The organism is Streptomyces sp. NPDC127129, from assembly GCF_042671585.1.
In the GTDB taxonomy this organism is placed as follows: domain Bacteria; phylum Actinomycetota; class Actinomycetes; order Streptomycetales; family Streptomycetaceae; genus Streptomyces.
Genome location: NZ_JBHXTV010000001.1, coordinates 236888 through 253502 on the forward strand (window position 1 = coordinate 236888; position 16615 = coordinate 253502).

Below are 16615 nucleotides of genomic sequence, written 5' to 3' on the forward strand. Positions count from 1 at the left end.
GCGCACTCCGCGCAGGCACCCCTGCCGCAGGCACCCCTGCGGCAGGGCCGCCTTCGAGCGGGCCGCCCTCGGCCGGGCCGCCTCCGGCCACCGGCTTCCGTCGCTTCGGGCGGGCGTCCCCGGTCCGCGGAGTCTTCGTCATCGTGGCGACGAGCCTAATCCCCCTCCTCGCGCGAGGGCGTCCGGGCGGGGCGGCGAGGCCCTCTTCTCCTCGCGGTAGGTTTCCGATCGTGCGATGGCGGAGGGCGCCGTGGCGTATCAACAGGGGGCGAACGCGATGGTCTCTTCACAGATACTGATCGGCGGCGGTACCGAGACCGTGCTCGAAGGCGACGGTCTCCGGCTCGTCGACCGCCACACCCGGACGGAGATCCCCCTCGCGGTGGTCCGGGAGGCCCGTGCCGACGGCGGGCGGCACGTCGAGATCGTGCTCACCGACGCAGCCGTGCACCGTGTGGACGGCGGCAACCCGACGGCCGCCACCGCCTTCGTGGCCGCCCTGACCGCCGCACTCCCCGAGCGGCGCGACCCCGCCGGCAGCGCCCGCGTCACGGTGACCCCGCTGACACCGCCGGAGGAGCCGGAGAAGCCGGAGAACCATCCGAAATACCGCCGACGGCAGTTGACCTTCCTCGCTCTGCTCCTCGTCCATGTCGGCTACACGGTCTGGACCGGCGTCGCACGCGGGGCGGAAACGATCATCGCCCCTCTCGCCGCGGCGATCCCGCTCGCGCTCGGCGCAGGCCTGCTGTTCCTCGGGGTGACCGTGACGCTGGTCCACTTCGCGCTGCAGCGGCGCGGGATCACAGTGGCAGCCTCATTCGACTTCAGGACCAGAGACGGAGCAGCCTGGTACAGGTTCACCGACGCGGACGGCGTCGAGCGCAGCGGCCGGGGCAAGAACATCGGACCGGTGGCCCGCGTCGTCTACGACCCGGAGGATCCCCAGGACTACTCCTTCGGCCTGTCGGGCAGGCGCACCGCGCTCAAGTCCCTCGCCCTCACTCTCGGCGCACTGCCTCTGCTGGGCGGCGGTGCCGCCCTCGCCGCACTTCCGTTTCTGGTGGACTGAGGTCCGCGCGGTCCGGCGCCCGGGCGCGTTCGCCGCCCGTCTCCGGCTCCTCGCGCCGTCCTCGCCGACCGGCTCGCCACCCTGATCTCGTACCGTCCGTCCCGCCACGCTTCCCGAAAGGTCCGCACTCATGAAGATCCTGGTCGTCGGCGCCGGAGCCACCGGAGGCTACTTCGGGGGCCTGCTCGCCCGTTCCGGACAGGACGTCACCTTCCTGGTCCGGCCGCGGCGCGCCGCCGTGCTGCGCGCCCGCGGTCTGCGCATCACCGGCCGGGGCGAGGAGTGGTCCCTGGAGCCCCGGCTCGTCACGGCGGAGGCGCTGACCACTGCGTACGACCTCGTCCTGCTCTCCGTGAAGTCCACCGCGCTGCATCAGGCGATGGAGGACATCGCCCCGGCCGTCGGGCCGGACACGGCGATCGTGCCGCTGCTGAACGGGCTCGCCCACATCGACGCCCTGAACGCCCGGTTCGGTGCCGCGCCGGTCCTCGGCGGCGTCGCCAAGGTGGTCACCACACTCGGCGACGAGGGGGACATCGTCCGGCTCGCGCCGCTCGCCCATCTGACCGTCGGGGAGCAGGACGGGTCTCCGTCACCCCGGGTGGAGAAGATCCGCTCCGCCCTGACCGAGGCCGGCATCGACGTCCTGGTCCCGGAGGACGTGATGACCTCCATGTGGCACAAGTGGGTCTTCATCACCACCTTCGGCGCGGTGACGAGCCTGATGCGCGGCACCGTCGGCGAGATCAACGCGGTCCCGGGCGGTGCGGACCTGGGCCCGGCGGTCCTCGACGAGGCCTCGGCCGTCTCGGCGGCGGCGGGCCATCCCGTACCGGAGCCGGAGCGTGCCGCGACCCTGGGCATCGTCACCGCGACCGGGTCCCCGATGGTGCCCTCCCTCTACCGCGACCTGGTCGCCGGACGCCCGACGGAGGTCGAGCACCTCTTCGGCGACCTGGTGGCCCGTGCCCGCGCCCTCTCGGTCCCCACCCCGCTCCTCGACCTGGCGACCCTCCACCTCCGCGTCCACCAGGAGCGCGTCACGGCCGTCGACCAGGTCCGCTCCTGAGGCCCGCGACACGTCCTAGCGGCCGAGCCATCCGCGCAGCAGCCTGCTCACGGCCGGCATCGCCACGTACGTCATCAGGACGTTGAAGACGGCGGCGACGACCGCGCTGCTGAGCAGGAGGGGGAGCGCGGTCAGGCGGGGTACGAGGAAGACGCTGCCGAGCAGGGAGATCGGGTAGATCGCGAGCGTCGCGCTGATCGCCATCTTCCAGCGGGGCGGCGCGGGCCGTGTCGAGCCGGGTTTGGCGAACCAGGTCTCCATGCCGGTCAGTTGCCGCCGGGCTATCTCGGTGTGGTGGTGGCCCTCGCAGTCGGCGAACCAGGCCGCCCGCTCCGGCGACTCCTGCCAGGCCCGGCAGGCCGCGGCGTCACGGAAGCGGTGGACGAGGAACCAGGGGGCGCCGCCGCCGGAGGAGCGGAAGAGTCCGTGGCCGAGGTGGCCGGGGAAGGCGGCCGCGCTGTCGAGGATGCCTCTCGCCCAGCTCTCGAAGGCGACTTCGTAGCCCGGTTCCACCCGGCGGGCTATCAGCAGGGTCACCTCGCCGGTGTCGGCGGGGACGGTGGCGTGTTCGAGACTCACCGCGGTCACACATACTCCTCGTGATCACACCGCGCCCGCCCTCACTCTACGGGGACGGGCCGAGGGCCTGGCGGGCGCCCCGTGGGCCGTCGGTATGATCACCCCACCCGGATGTAGCGCAGAGGCAGTCGCACCGACTTCTCAGGTCGGGTCACGTCGGTTCGAATCCGACCGTCCGGGCTCTTCCGGTCCTGTAGCGCAGAGGCAGTCGCGCCCTCCTGCTCGGAGGGGACACGCCGGTTCGAATCCGGCCGGGACCACGACGACGGACGACAACAGGGCGGAACGGACAACGGGGCGGGACGGACATGGCGCGGGCCGGCGAGGAGATCAGCGACGAGGAGCTCGCCGCCTTCGACCGTACGGTCGGGAAGCTGCGCTCCCTGCCCGTCGACGATCCGGTCCGTCTCCGCGCCGAGCAGGTCGCCGAGTCCTTCGCCCGTGACGGCCGCACCCGACGCCGCAAGGCCCGCAGGGGCGCCCTCGGCGAGGCCGACGCCACGGTCGTGGCCGCCACGGCCACCGGTGCCGTCGCCCGCCGCGAGGACGCCCCGCTGGGCCGCGAACACGCGGGCGGGGGCGGGGTCTTCCACCGGCCACGGCGCTGCTACGTCTGCAAGGCCCACTACCGGGAGGTCGACGCGTTCTACCACGCGCTCTGCCGCGAGTGCGCCGCCGACAACACCGCCCGCCGCGCGCTGTCGACCGATCTCACCGGGCGCCGCGCCCTGCTCACCGGCGGCCGGGTCAAGATCGGCTTTCAGCTGGCGCTGATGATGCTCCGGGACGGCGTCGAACTCCTGGTGACCTCGCGCTTCCCGCACGACACGCTCCGCCGGTTCGAGGCCGCGCCGGGCAGCGCGGCGTGGCTCGACCGGCTGACGGTCGTCGCCGTCGACCTGCGCGACCCGCGCCAGGTCCTCGGTCTCTGCGAACGGCTCCGCGCGGAGGGCGAACCGCTCGACATCCTGGTCAACAACGCCGCCCAGACGGTCCGTCGCCCGCCGGAGTCCTACGCGCTGCTCGCCGCGGGCGAGACGGCGGCGCTCCCCCGCGCCGCCTGGGCCGCACCCGGCTACGCCCCGCTCCGGACCCTGGAGGCGCCTTCCGCAGAGGGCGCGCTCGCGCTGGTGCTCGCCGAGGCGGACGAGGCGGGCCTGCTGCCCGACCATGCCCCGGTGAACTCCTGGTCGGCACGGATCGGCGCGCTGGACCCGGCGGAGCTCCTGGAGACCCAGCTCGTCAACGCGCTCGCGCCCGCGCTCCTCGTGGACCGGCTGCTGCCGCTGCTGCTCGCCTCGCCCCGGCCGAACCGGTACGTGGTCAACGTGACCGCCGTGGAGGGCCGTTTCGCGGCGCGGCGCAAGACCGCCGGTCATCCCCACACCAACATGGCGAAGGCCGCGCTCAACATGCTCACGCGCACCAGCGGGCCCGAACTCGCCTCCCAGGGTGTCCACATGTGCAGCGTCGACACCGGCTGGATCACCGACGAGAACCCCCTGCCGAAGAAGAACCGCCTCGCCGCCGAGGGGTTCCGTACGCCGCTGGACATCGTGGACGGGGCGGCGCGGGTGTACGACCCGATCGTGCGCGGCGAGGCCGGCGCGCCGGTGTCCGGCGTCTTCCTCAAGGACTACCGGGAGGCGGAGTGGTGACCGGGCGGGAGAACGCGGAAGACGGCACCCCGGGTGGTGGGGACACCTTCGCGGGTGTTCCTCACGTCCTGCCGCGGTCGATCGCCGACCTCGGTCCGCTGATCGCCTGGCTGCGCGGAGGCGGGGCGGCCGAACGGCGGCTCGACTTCCCGGCGGGCACGGCGATGCCCGACGGACGGCTCGACCTGTGCAAGCAGGCCCTCGGCCCCGAGGGCGCCGCACTGATCGCCGAGGCCCTCGGCGAGACGGCAGGACCGGCCCGGGTCCGCCATCTGCTCCTCGGCACGGACGGGCTCGGTGACGAGGGCGCGGCGGATGTCGCGGAGAAGACCGTGGGCGCGGGCGTCGAGACCCTCTACCTGGGCTGCAACGGCATCACCGCGGGCGGTGCCTGCCGGATCGCCGACAGTCTGCGCGCCTCCGAGCACGTCGTCAGCGGGGTCTGGCTCAAGCGCAACCCGCTGGGTACGCAGGGCGGCAGGGCTGCGGCCGATCTGGTGGCCGCCGCGTCCGGTCTGCGCACCCTCGACCTCGTGCAGACCGGGCTCGACCCCGCGGGACTCGCCGTTCTCGCCGAGGCGCTGCTCGCGGCGGCCGCCTCCGGCCGCCGGATCGAGCGGCTCTTCGCCGGCGGGAATCCGCTGGGCCGCGCCGGGGCCGTACCGCTCGCCGCACTGCTGTCCACCGGGGCGGTCGCCGAACTGTACGTCTCGGCCGCGCGGCTGGGCGACGACGGTGCGCTGCTCCTCGCGGACGCCCTGGAGCGCGCGCCGTACGGCCGTACGGTCCGCCTCTCCGTCGCCAGCAACGGCATCGGGCCCGGGGCCGCCGCCCGGCTCGTCGCCGCGGCGGCGGGCGCGGGCGTCGAACTGCTCGACCTCGGCCGTGTCCGGGCCGCCGGCACGCTCGGCGCGGCGGACAACCACGTCGACCTGGCCGCCGCGACCGCGATCGGCGAGACGCTGGCGGCGCGCGAGCACCGGCTGACCCATCTCGTCCTCGCCCACACCGGTCTGCGCAGCCGCGAGGCGCACCGGCTCCTCGACGCCGCGCCGCGGGCGGTCACCGCGACGCGCTTCGTGTTCGGCAAGGGCGTCGCGACCAGCGTCCGGCGCCGGCTCGACGCGTTCAGCGCGCACCTGCCGAGGCCGACGGTGTCCGCGGACGTCGACGCCGTCCGCAGCGTCCACCGCACGGCCCCACCAGCCCCATCGGCCTCACCGGCTGGGACGGACCAGGCAAACCAGGCGGACCCTGCGGACCCGGCGGATCCCGGCGGCGACTGACGTCCGGGCGCGGACGACGGCCCGCGGGCCGTTCACGGTCCGGTTCCGCGCGCGTCCCGAGCGGCGCGGGCCAGGAGTCCCGAGAGTTCGACGCGGGAGCGGACGCCGAGCCGGGCGAACACGTTCCGCAGATGGTGGTCGATCGTGCGGGGGCTCAGCGACAGCCGGTCGGCGATCTCGCGGTTCGTCGCCCCCGCCGCCACCAGGCCGGCGATGCGCTGCTGCTGAGGGGTCAGCCCGCCCACGGCATCCGGCGGTGCCGTGGCCGTCCCGCCCACGGCGCCGCCGGTCGCGCGCAGTTCCGCCCTCGCCTGGTCGGCCCAGACACCGGCGGCCGCCCGTTCGAAGGTCACGAGGGCGTCGCTGAGGGGCCCCCTGGCCTCCACCGGACGCCTCCGCCTGCGCAGCCACTTGCCGTAGGCCAGCAGAGTCCGCGCCCGCTCGAAGTCGTTGCCCGTCTCCTCGTGGTGCCGTACCGCCTCCCCGTACCAGTGCGCGGAGTCGTCCGCACCGGCCAGCAGCGCACGGCAGCGGGCCAGTTGCGCGGGCGCCTGGGGGTCGACCCCCAGGCCGGCCCAGACGGCGAACTCCTCGGCCGCGTCCCGGGCGTCCGCCGCCCGGCCCGCCGCGCAGGCCGCTTCGACGAAGCAGGGAACGACCAGCATCCTGAGGGCGAAGTGGCCGCTGCGGGGGCCCTGGCCGACGAGCGGGGCGAGGCGCGCCACGGCCTGGGCGGCGAGTCCGTCGGCCAGTTCGGCCCGGGCCAGGGACCACTCGGCGAGCGTGATGGCCTGGACGAGTCCGTTGGGCCTCGCGGTCCGGAGCGCCCGTCCTGCGTGTTCCGTCACCGCGCTCCGGTCGCCCGAGACCGAGGCCGCCAGGGCGAGTACGGCGTGCTGGTGGGCCGCCGCATTGCGCTGGCCCGTGAGTTCGGCCGTGCGCAGTCCTTCCCGGGCGTGGGCGGCGGCGCGTTCGTGGAGGCCGGCCCTGAGCTCGGCGTACGCCAGGTGCTCGAGGACCCGCGGGAGCAGTGCGGTACGTCCCTCGGCCCGTACCTTGGCCAGCACGCGGGCGTGGACGCGTACGGCGGAGGACATGTCCCCGAGCACCAGGGCGGCGACCCCGGCGCGCAGGAGCCGGCGCGGTACGTCGGCCGCTCCGTCGCGGGCCACGACGCGGGCCAGTGGCGCGCGTGCCTCGTGCAGCCGGACGGCCAGCGCGGCGCACATCCCGTCGCGGAAGTCGCGTTCGGCCGGGTCGGCGCACCCGTCCGTTGCGGGAGCAAGGAGGGTGTCGCCCCCGCCGAGCGCGGTCGCGCACGCCTCCGGGTCACCGGCGGCCCAGGCAGCCTCCATGGCGAGGAACCGCGCGTCGGCCGCCTCCTCCGGCGCGCCCTCGCACAGCAGCGAGGCGGCGAGGAGCAGCACCTGGTGGGCGTCGCCGGCCGGACCGTCGGCCAGCGCGGCCAGACCGCGCTCCAGCTCGGCCCGCCCCCGCGCCACGCGGGCGGACGCGGGAGCGGTCGCAGCGTCCGCCGGGGCGGGTGGGGCCGGTGAGGCTGGTAGGGCCAGTGAGGCTGGTGGGGCAGGCGAAGCGGGAGGGGTTGACGGAGCCGACGGCGCGAGGAGGGCGCGCAGGTCCCGGCGCCGAGACGGCGGTACGGTGCCGAGGACGGCGCGCCGCAGGAGAGGCTCCTCGAACCGGAGCGCCTCGCGCGTCCCCCGGAGCAGCCCGTACGCGACCAGCCGGTCGAGCGCTTCGGGCGAGGCCCGCACGGCGCGTGCCACCGCGAGGACGGCGTCGGCGCCGACCGGGCGTGCGGCGCCGGGTCCGGCCGCTGCCGGGTCCGGCTCGCCCGCGATCGCCACCAGCGTCAGCACCCGCACGCATTCGGCGGGCAAGGACTCCAGCAGCCCTCGGTACACCTCGGAGAGCACCCCGTCGTCCGTCACCCTCCCGGCCGCGCCGCCGCCTCCGGCTTCCGGCGACGCGGCGGGGAGACCCGCCGTGGAGAGGTGTGCGGCCATCGCCGTCAGGACGCCCGGGTGCCCGGCGGCCTCGTCGAGCAGCCGGGCGCGTACGGAGGCCGGGAGCGGCGTCCGGCACACGTCGTCGAGCAGGGCGTCGGCGCCCCGTCCGCCCAGCCGCCCCAGCCGCAGCAGTCGGGCGCCGGGCACGTCGGGCGGCCGGTGGTGCTCCGCGAACGAGACGACCCACGCCCACGGGACCGGCCCCGCGCGCCACACCGCGTCGAGTGCGGTGCGCGAGTGCGCGTCCCAGAGATGGTGGTCGTCCACACAGAGCAGCAGGGGTTCCCCGGGGCGCAGGACGGCCAGCGCCCCCGCCACGCCCTCCGGTCCGCGGGCCGTCCGCACGGCACGGCGCGCGGCCGAGGGCGTCGGGGCGAGTGCGGAGACGAGGGCCCGCACTCCGCTCCAGGGCACCCGGTTGCCGTTCGGCGCGCCCACCCGGTGCGCCCGGATCGCGCAGTCCCGTACGGCACGGTCGAGCAGTGCCGTACGGCCCGCCCCGGGGCCGGCCGTGACCAGCAGAACACCGCCGGAACCGTCGGCGGCGCGCGCCGACAACGCCGCCACGGCGGCGAGTTCGGACGTACGGTCGTACAGCCGCGGAGCAGTGGCGGCTCTCGTCGCTCCACTCACGCCGTAACGGTACTGGCGGGTAAGGACCGTGGAAAGAGGTACGTGTTGGGCCCGGGCCCACACCTGCGGGAGGCCCGCTGTGCCCGGGGACAAGCGTCGCCCCAGCACCCGCCCCGCACCCGTCCCCGCCCCGCACCCGTCCCCGCCCCGCGCTCGGGCGCGCGGCGGGGTCGGGTCCCGGCTGTCAGGAGCCGAGCGGGCAGGTGCCCCGGTACTCCTCGATCGTCAGGCTCGGCCGTGGCACCGGGCAGAGGAACTGGTCGTACCGGGTGTCGTCGTCGATGAACCGCTTGAGCCAGGAGATGCTGTACTTCGCGATCGTCGTGTTCGAGCTGTTCGGAGTGAAGTGGGTCGCGCCGTTGAGCTCCAGGTACGCCTTGTCCAGGGACGCGGGCAGGCTCTCGTAGAACGGCTCCGAGTGGGTGGCGACCGGGGCGACGGTGTCGCCGTCTGCGCCCACGACCAGGGTCGGCGTACTGATCTCCGGCCAGGACTTGTCCGTGTTCCAGCCGGTGAGCGGGATGGCGGCCTTCAGGGAGGGCCGGCTCTTGGCCGCCTCCAGTGTGCCGCCGCCGCCCATCGAGTGGCCCATGACGCCCAGGCGCGAGGCGTCGACGCGGGCGCGGACGGAACTGCGCTGGGTCAGGTGGTCGAGGGCGGCGAGCAGTTGGCGGCCGCGGCTGTCCGGCTGGTCGAGCGTGGTGAGGGTGTCGATGGTGAAGACGACGAAGCCCTGCGAGGCCAGCCGCGGTCCCAGCCAGGCGATCGACGACTCGTACGCGGTGTAGCCGGGCGAGATCACGACGGCGCCGAACGTGCCGTCGCTCGTCGTCGTCGGGTAGTAGATGGTGCCGCCGCCGAACCCGGTGGCGACGAGGGAGGAGACGCTGGTCTGGGAGACGGCGTAGGAGCCGCGCGCCGCCTCGACGGAGGCCACGGTCGGCGCCGGTCCGCGCTGGTAGGGGTTGTCCGCGGCGTCGGCGGCGGGGGCGACCAGGAAGGCCAGGGATGACAGGGCTGCGGCGGCGGCGAGGTGTCGTTTCACGACGGAGTCGTCCTCTCGTGTCGTGTTGCGTCATGTCGTGGGGCGTTCGGCGCCGGTCCGGGGATCGGCCGGCGCACCGGTAGCGACCGGCTCGGCCACTGTCGGGGCGGCGGCGGACGAAGGCATCGGCGAAACGACCGGTCACCCGTCGCCGTGGGCCCGGCGCTCGCCGCCCCGGCCGTGCTGCCCTGACGCGGCTGTCACCGCGGCATCGCGGCGAACACCTCGATCCAGAACCGCTGATGCTCCTCCGAGGCGCCGACCAGATAGGTCGACCGCAGCTTCGGAGGCAGCAGCGCGACCAGCCGGGTCACGGCCTTGCGGTGCTTCTTCAGCTGCGACAGCTCGGCGTTGGCGATGACCTGGTGCACGACGTCACTGTCGTCACCGCCCTCGGAGGACTCGTCCGCCGCGCGCCGCAGCCGTGTCTCCCACGCCTCCAGGTGGCGGGCCATCTCCCGCAGCCCCGTCACCGGGCGGTTGTTCAGCCTGTCGACGAGACCGCTCATCGACACCGGGGCGTATTCGCCGTCCCCGAGGTAGACGGTGCCCATCTCCAGGGGCAGCCCGCGCTGATGGAGCTTGATCAGCCGCTCGATGGTCCGCTTCGTGATCCAGGCACGGCCGTCGTCGTCGATGTCGTGCTTCCACCAGTCGAGCACCGTCTCGGCGACCGGGCCGTACGTGTCGATCAGCCACTCGTTGGCCGGGATGTCCCCGGGCTGCACGATCAGCGAGGCCGTGAACCGCGTCGCCTGGGCGATGTTGTTCCGCGCCACGAGGAGCTTGCGGCCCAGGTGGTACGGCGGGTTCTGCACCGCGACCTGCGCCCGCAGCCCCTCGATCCTCACGCCGGCCAGGGACCACTCCTGCGTGATCTCCATCAGCTTGGCGAAGGCGGCCTTGTCCTTGGGCCGGTTGTACTCGTCCCAGACGATCGCCTTCGGCTCCGTGCCGGTGAAGGCGGCGGCCAGCAGGTTGTCCAGCGAGCCGTCGGAGGTCGGGATCGGCGCGCAGAGGTCCTCGACGTTCGTGACGGGCAGCGAGAAGTACAGCGGCTCCCGCCCGCCCAGGCCCTCCCGGACCGTCTGCCGTACGAGTTCGGTCTTGCCGCAGCCGGGCGGGCCCTGGAGCAGAACGGTCCACCGGTTGCGCAGGGCCGCCCGCACCACGCTGCGCACGGGGTCGGCGATCCGCGCCGGGTTCGGCACGCCGAGCGCCTGCGCGATCCGGTCGAGGATCTCCTGGGTCCGGTTGGGGCCGGGGCTGCCGTCGGGGCGCGGTTCGGCGAGCCTCAGACGCTCCCCGTTGACGAGGGGCAGTCCCCAGCTCAGCGGGAAGCCCTCCTGCGCGTTGGCGAGGATGTGGTCCACGGTGCGCGGCGAGAGGAGTTCGCGCAGGGCGGGGCTCAGCGACGCCCACACGCCGAACACTCCGCGGAGGTCCCGGCCGCGGTACTTCGCCGCCAGTTTCGACCGCCAGGCCGTGTCGTTGGCGGTGATCCGGATGGTGACCATCCGGTCCAGGATGGCCAGGTCGCTGCGGCGGGCGGCGGTCTCGGCGAGCGACTCGTTGTCGGTGAGGAAGACGCCGATGCAGCCGAGGGCCCTGAGGTCGTAGCCTCCGAGCGTCCAGTTGCAGGCGATCTGCATGAGCTGCGACTGGATCGACTCCCCCGCCTGCAGGGAGTCGTCGATGAGCAGGACGAACGGCTTTCCCGGCTTCAACTGGCTCATCACCAGCTGCCGCAGCACGAGCCGCCCCGTCTCCTCGTCCCGCACGGGAGCGTTGGCGAGCAGGTCGTCGGGGGTGAGGTTGGCGGCCGGGACGAAGACCAGCTCGGCGTCCGGGTAGGCCTCGGCAACGTGCGAGAAGAAGGTCGCCGTCTTGCCGATGCCGTGCTCGCCGAACACCTGGCCGGTCTGGCCCATGTCGATCATCGCGTCGATGAAGGCCTCGAGGCGCGACACGCCCGTCCAGCCCTCGGGCGGCTGCGGGTAGGTGGCGTTGGGCCGCCACGGGACGGTATGGAACGCGGTCATGTCGATCCTGTCGTGACGCGATGGCAGGCCATCGCGGGTGTGTGGGAGTCGGGCCAGTCGTCGCCGCCCTCGGTGATGAGCCAGATCCACTTGTCGGGCTCGGCCGGGACGATCGGGGGTGCGTACCCGTCGGTGAGCATCACCACGGCGTCGGGGGTCTCCTCGAAGGGCCGGCCGTCGACGAGCGTGCGGCCCTCCACGTAGTCGGCGACGGCCTGGAAGCTCGTGCCTCCGCCCCCGTACACCCTCTCTCCGGGGCGGAACGGCATCACGACCGCGTCGAAGGAGAGCCAGTGCGCCTCCACCCCGTCGATCCCGCCGACGAGTTCGGTCAGCCAGCCGACGACGTGGTCCGGCATGGACCCCGAGGTGTCGTACGCGATGACGAGGACCTTGTCCCGCACCGGGCCGCGCCGCGACAGCGTCGGGTCGAGGCCGAGCGCGGCGAGCAGCGCACCGCGCTTCTTCGGGTACACCAGCCGCTCGCCGTCGCGCAGCTTCGACGCGACGACGTCCACCAGCCAGCGCTGCCACCAGTCCACCCGCGCCGTGCGGGGCGTCTGCCCGCGCAGCAGCCCGGCGCCGAGCCGCCCCCACATCCGGGTCACCCGGTCGGAGGCCCCGTCCGTACGGTCCATCAGTTCGCCGATCTCCGCCTCGGCCACCGTGTGGCCCCGGCGTGCCGCGAGCAGGGAGTTGAGCAGCACGGAGGAGGCGATCGTGTCGACGGTCTCCTGGTCGGTGGGTATCCCGTCGTGGGAGAGCCGGGGGCAGAGCGCCGGGGCCGGTACGGGCGGGTGCGCCATCCGCTTCAGCTCTCCGTACACCGACATGTCCGTGGCGATGAACTCCCGGTACTCCACGGGCTCCAGGCCGTGGGCGCGCAGGTCTTCGCGGTAGGCGGTGTGAATCTCGCGCGGGTCCACGCCCACCGGTGCGCCGTCACGCGACGGCAGCTCGGGCACGCCGAGACGGACCATCGCCACATGGTTGATGGAGACCTCGGCGGCCAGGGTGAAGACGGGATCGCTCCGCAGCTCCGGTTCGACGAACAGATGCCGGTGGATCAGGTGCCGCGCCTCGTGGAAGAGGACGAACCTCACCCCTTCGAGCCCGAGGGAGACGAAGAACCCGGGGTTGTAGACGAGCAGGCAGGTGCCGTCACCGCTCGCCACCACCGCGGCGGTGTCCACCGCCGTGGTCGGTATCTGGTGGCGGCACTTGGCGTACAGCCAGGAGGCCACCGCCGATCCGGAGAGCCCGAAGTCCAGCAGCGCGGCCTCCTTCAGCCGCCGGGCCTCCGCGATCACCGTCTCGTCGGCGGGCCGCCACCGCTCCAGCGCGCGCCGGTCCGTCAGATCGACCACATGGCGTGGCCGTCCTCCGCGCTCCCCGTACACCATCTCTCCCCCGTCACTTCTCCGGTGCTCACCCCCTTGCTATCAGGCGGCACCGACAACGGGCGAAGGCGTTTCGGTGCTGCCCGTGCTCTAGGATCGGCCGCAAGGCGGGGCCGTAGCGCAGAGGCAGACGCACCGGTCTCCAGAACCGGGACACGCTGGTTCGACTCCAGCCGCCCCGCCCCCTTCCTGGTGCGTCAGGCGATCGCGCCCGCCGTCACGATCAGCTCCGGCACGGTCCCGGTGAAGGTGGGCAGCAGCTGCGCCAGTACGGCCCACGCCTCGACGTTCGCCCCCAACGAGCCGCGCACCAGGGGCCGCAGCACGTCCTCGGCCTCCCGCACGCGGGTGGGGAAGGCCCAGCGGCCGGTGTCCAGAGTGGTGAGGACCGTGCGGGCGGATCGCCACTCCCTGACGTAGGCGGCCGGGCTCTCGACGATGCCGGCCGTCCGCATCCGGTGGGCGTAGCTCGGGTGGTCGGAGAAGCGTTCCCGCAGGGCCGTGGGGCAGTCGGGCCGCAGCGCGAGCGCCCAGCGCGCGTACCCGGGCAACGGGTCCGCGGTGTCCGCCTCGACGACCCTCGGCCAGTCCCCGCGGGTCACGGCGTTCGCGGCCCGCCGGCCCTGGCGCATGGTCGTCACCGCACGGAGGGCGGGGAGCAGTTCGCCGGAGGGGAGCCGCCGCACCGCCTCCGGTCGGGGCCGGCCGGACAGCGCCTTCGTCACGGGCACACGGCGGTGCTCGTCGGGTCCGAAGGGCTCGCCTTCGAGGACCGCCAGCTCCAGTGCGCCGTTCAGGCCGCAGTCGAGGAGGACCACGATCTCGTTGATCTCGGGGTCGTCCTCCTCCAGCATCCAGAGCCAGGTGGACGTGCGCGGCTCGGTGGAGGCGATGCGCCTCGTGGTGAGCCAGCGCTGCCGCTCCCGCGTGCCCGGCGGCTCCGCCGCCCCGATCCGCTCCCGTATCCGCCCCGCGTCCTCCGGGTCGGCCAGGGAGACGAGCACGTCCAGCGCGCCGTCCGTGTCGCGGTTCTGATGCATGGCCCCCGCCCCTCTCGTGTCGCTCGGGCCGCGTCCGTCCCGATCTTGCCAAGGTCGGCACAGAGTACGGGAATCACGGACGCGGCCCGGTCGCGGTGCGACGGTCTCAGTGCAGGTCGGCCTGGGCGGGGGTGTCGTCGAGGAAGCCGCCCGACTGGTGCTGCCAGAGCTTCGCGTAGGCGCCGCCGAACGTGAGCAGCTCCTGGTGCGTGCCCTGTTCGACGATCCGGCCGCGGTCGAGGACGACGAGCCGGTCCATGCCGGCGACCGTGCTGAGCCGGTGCGCGACCACGAGCGCCGTGCGCCCCGCCATGAGTTTCCAGAGCGCGTCCTGGACCAGGATCTCGCTCTCGGAGTCCAGGGCGCTGGTGGCCTCGTCGAGCAGCAGGATCGGCGCGTCGCGCAGGATCGCCCGGGCGAGGGCGACCCGCTGGCGCTGCCCGCCCGACAGCTTCACGCCGCGCTCGCCCACCATGGTGTCGAAGCCGTCGGGGAGCGCGTCCGCGAACTCCGTGACGTGCGCCGCCTCCGCGGCGCGCCGGATCTCTGCGTCCGTGGCGCCCGGCCTGGCGAACGCGATGTTCTCCCGCAGGGTGCGGTGGAACATGGCCGGGTCCTGCGGTACGTACGCGATCTGGCTGCGCAGCTCGGCCTGGCGCAGCCGGCTGATGTCCTGTCCTCCGATCGTGATCCGGCCGCCGTCGATGTCCGACATCCGCAGCAGCAGACGGGTGAGCGTGGTCTTGCCCCCGCCGGAGCGCCCGACGAAGCCGATCTTCGCCCCGCCGGGTACGGCCAGGTCGAGACCCTCGAAGAGCGGCTCGGCCCCCGCGTGGGCGAAGGTGACCTTCTCGAAGCACACGCCGGCGCCCCGTGGCGTGAGCGGCTCCGGGCAGGCGGGATCGCGCACGGTCGGCGGCTGGAGCAGCAGTTCGGTGAACTGCGCGGCCTCCGTCATGGAGCTCTCCAGCCGGCGGTAGATCTGGTTGAACTCGAACATGATCCGCGTCGCGTTGGCGTAGTACGTGAAGGCGACGATGACGGCCTCCACGCCGTGCTGTCCCGCGCCGAGCCCGACCGCGAGCAGCAGCCCCAGCACGTTGGTGAGCACGGACATCGGCGCGACGAGCGTGTCGATGCGCAGATTGCCGTAGTCCCACGAGCGCAGTGTGAGCCGTCGCGACTCGGAGACGCGCGAGCGGTGCTCCGCCGCCTCGCGTTCCTCGGCGGCGAAGGACCGGACGGTGTCCATGTTCATGAGGCTGTCGGCGACATGGCCGGAGACCCGGGCGATAGCCTGTTCGCGCCGGGCGACCAGCGCCTGGCGGCGACGGATGAGCGGGGTCACGCACACCGCCGTGACCGTGATCAGCGTGAGCAGGCCGACCACGAGCAGCGGGTCGTAACTCCAGAGCACGACGGACGCGAACGCCAGGGGCACGAAGCTGCCCATGACGGAGAACGTCAGCGTGTCGACGAACTCCTCGAAGCGGGAGGCGAAGCTGAGGACCCGCTTGGTCAGCGATCCGGCGAAGTTGTCGTGGAAGAACGCGGCGTCCTTGGCGTACAGCTCGTCCATGCCGATCACGTACAGGTTCTCGATGCCGCGGGCGTCGAGGCGGTTCAGACAGTGCAGGCCGATGCGCCACAGGGTCTCCGCGAGCAGCAGGACGCCGGCGAAGCCGAGGACGTACGGCAGCATCGGGCCGATTCCGGTGGGGGCGTCGCCGTCCCCGGCGATGCGGCCGACGAGTTTGGCGACGATGAGCGGCGCGATGTAGAAGATGCCGATGTTGCCGAGGGCCGGCAGCAGCAGGGCCGGCACGGTCATGCGGCGGAGCCGGGCCAGCTCCCTTCCGTAGTAGCGGAGCGCGAGGAGCACCGAGCCCTTGCTCGGTAACCCTGCGGACGATTCAGGTGATCCCATCTCGAACCCTGTGCTCTCGGACCGACAGGTGACAAAACGTCAGTCTTCCGTGTCGGCACGTGCGCGGTCCACGCATTTTCTTCGCGCTGGTGGGAGCCGGAAACGGATGAGGCTCCCGCGCCGCCCCGTGACATGTCGTACGACACGCACGCGGGCGGCCGGGAGCCTCGCTCACACCGGGGAACGATCAGGCGGCACCGCTCGGGGCCGCGTGATCGTCCCTTCCCGGGCTACCTCTTCCCTTCCCAGGGGTCGACGCCCTGCTGCCACAGCCGCTTCTGCTCGGCCTCGCCCAGGAAGAGCGCGGACCGCCTCCCCCACAGGGAGAGGTCGCCGAGCGGGCACTCGTCGAACTCGGCGCGCAGGACGCGCGCGAGGAACTCGACCATCCCGCAGTCGTAGCGCCGCCACAGGTCGTCGTCCCGGTTGCGCACCAGGACGGGCCAGGCGCCCGGGTCGTCGCCCGAGGCGTCCCAGCACAGCAGGTCGGAGCCCGCGTCGACACCCCAGGTGATGAGCACGGGGTCGGCGCCCTCCAGCTCGGGAGACTTCTTCTCCCGCGCCCAGGCTCCCTCCGCGTTCAGCGTCTCCAGGAGCATGCCCCCGTACGGCGAGGCGGGCTCGGCGCCCTTGTACTCGGGCAGCTGGACCACCAGGCAGCCCTGGATCGTCCCGGCGCCGTACGCCTCGATGAACTGCCGGTAGTCGGGCGGGAACTCCCGGCCCCACGACTCGCTCATCCGGCCCCAGTCGACCGACGTCCCGCTCTCGGCCGGAGGCGGCATGAGTCGCCGAAGCTCGTCCCATTCGGCCACCTGCGTCACTCTCCTCTCC

General features: G+C 73.4%; 12 protein-coding genes and 3 tRNA genes. 7 read left to right on the forward strand and 8 right to left on the reverse strand.

Going from position 1 to position 16615, the window contains the following annotated elements:
• The first annotated feature begins 250 nt into the window (after window positions 1–250).
• Both ACFVGW_RS00995 and ACFVGW_RS01000 read left to right on the forward strand, forming a co-directional pair.
• Complete coding sequence (locus tag ACFVGW_RS00995; RefSeq protein ID WP_385850204.1) at window positions 251–1072, forward strand: hypothetical protein; 822 nt, start codon at window positions 251–253, stop codon at window positions 1070–1072.
• Between the two features lie 130 nt (window positions 1073–1202).
• Window positions 1203–2141, forward strand: a complete 939-nt coding sequence (locus ACFVGW_RS01000) for a ketopantoate reductase family protein (protein ID WP_385850205.1) — start codon at window positions 1203–1205, stop codon at window positions 2139–2141.
• A gap of 15 nt (window positions 2142–2156) precedes the next feature.
• Here the strand turns inward: ACFVGW_RS01000 and ACFVGW_RS01005 are convergent, their stop codons facing one another.
• Entirely contained in the window at window positions 2157–2729 is a 573-nt protein-coding gene (locus ACFVGW_RS01005) for an antibiotic biosynthesis monooxygenase (RefSeq protein ID WP_385850206.1), read from the reverse strand.
• Between the two features lie 98 nt (window positions 2730–2827).
• Between ACFVGW_RS01005 and ACFVGW_RS01010 the strand changes: the two genes are divergently transcribed.
• The 4 genes from ACFVGW_RS01010 (at window position 2828) to ACFVGW_RS01025 (ending at window position 5664) form a co-directional block, all read left to right on the forward strand.
• Window positions 2828–2900: transfer RNA gene (locus tag ACFVGW_RS01010), tRNA-Glu, on the forward strand.
• Window positions 2901–2907: 7 nt separating this feature from the next.
• Window positions 2908–2980 (forward strand) — tRNA-Ser (locus ACFVGW_RS01015).
• A 48-nt stretch (window positions 2981–3028) separates the two neighbouring features.
• Window positions 3029–4378 carry an SDR family NAD(P)-dependent oxidoreductase gene (locus tag ACFVGW_RS01020; RefSeq protein ID WP_385850207.1) on the forward strand — a complete coding sequence of 450 codons (1350 nt, stop codon included), beginning with the start codon at window positions 3029–3031 and terminating at the stop codon, window positions 4376–4378.
• Window positions 4375–5664, forward strand: coding sequence for a ribonuclease inhibitor (locus tag ACFVGW_RS01025; protein WP_385850208.1), 1290 nt, complete (start codon window positions 4375–4377; stop codon window positions 5662–5664). Before ACFVGW_RS01020 ends, ACFVGW_RS01025 begins: the two co-directional genes overlap by 4 nt.
• 32 nt (window positions 5665–5696) lie before the next feature.
• Here the strand turns inward: ACFVGW_RS01025 and ACFVGW_RS01030 are convergent, their stop codons facing one another.
• The 4 genes from ACFVGW_RS01030 to ACFVGW_RS01045 all read right to left on the reverse strand — a co-directional run bounded on the left by ACFVGW_RS01030 (window position 5697) and on the right by ACFVGW_RS01045 (window position 12817).
• The gene (locus ACFVGW_RS01030) at window positions 5697–8327 is read right to left on the reverse strand and encodes a LuxR C-terminal-related transcriptional regulator (protein ID WP_385850209.1); all 2631 of its coding nucleotides are present in this window, start codon (window positions 8325–8327) and stop codon (window positions 5697–5699) included.
• A gap of 184 nt (window positions 8328–8511) precedes the next feature.
• Window positions 8512–9372 (reverse strand): alpha/beta hydrolase family protein, encoded by an 861-nt coding sequence (locus ACFVGW_RS01035; RefSeq protein WP_385850210.1) that lies wholly within the window; start codon window positions 9370–9372, stop codon window positions 8512–8514.
• Between the two features lie 200 nt (window positions 9373–9572).
• On the reverse strand, window positions 9573–11414 hold the full coding sequence (locus tag ACFVGW_RS01040; RefSeq protein WP_385850211.1) for an AAA family ATPase: 1842 nt from the start codon (window positions 11412–11414) through the stop codon (window positions 9573–9575).
• A complete protein-coding gene (locus ACFVGW_RS01045) occupies window positions 11411–12817 on the reverse strand; it encodes a hypothetical protein (protein WP_385850212.1) in 1407 nt (468 codons plus the stop codon). The genes ACFVGW_RS01040 and ACFVGW_RS01045 overlap by 4 nt, the downstream gene beginning before the upstream one ends.
• Window positions 12818–12921: 104 nt before the next feature.
• On the opposite strand from ACFVGW_RS01045, the gene ACFVGW_RS01050 reads away from it, so the two are divergent.
• A tRNA-Trp gene (locus tag ACFVGW_RS01050) sits at window positions 12922–12997 on the forward strand.
• Between the two features lie 14 nt (window positions 12998–13011).
• On the opposite strand, the gene ACFVGW_RS01055 is transcribed toward ACFVGW_RS01050, so the two are convergent.
• The 3 genes from ACFVGW_RS01055 to ACFVGW_RS01065 all read right to left on the reverse strand — a co-directional run bounded on the left by ACFVGW_RS01055 (window position 13012) and on the right by ACFVGW_RS01065 (window position 16605).
• On the reverse strand, window positions 13012–13854 hold the full coding sequence (locus ACFVGW_RS01055) for a hypothetical protein (RefSeq protein WP_385850213.1): 843 nt from the start codon (window positions 13852–13854) through the stop codon (window positions 13012–13014).
• Between the two features lie 106 nt (window positions 13855–13960).
• Window positions 13961–15781, reverse strand: coding sequence for an ABC transporter ATP-binding protein (locus ACFVGW_RS01060; RefSeq protein WP_385850214.1), 1821 nt, complete (start codon window positions 15779–15781; stop codon window positions 13961–13963).
• A gap of 230 nt (window positions 15782–16011) precedes the next feature.
• Entirely contained in the window at window positions 16012–16605 is a 594-nt protein-coding gene (locus ACFVGW_RS01065) for a hypothetical protein (protein WP_385850215.1), read from the reverse strand.
• Between the last annotated feature and the right edge of the window lie 10 nt (window positions 16606–16615).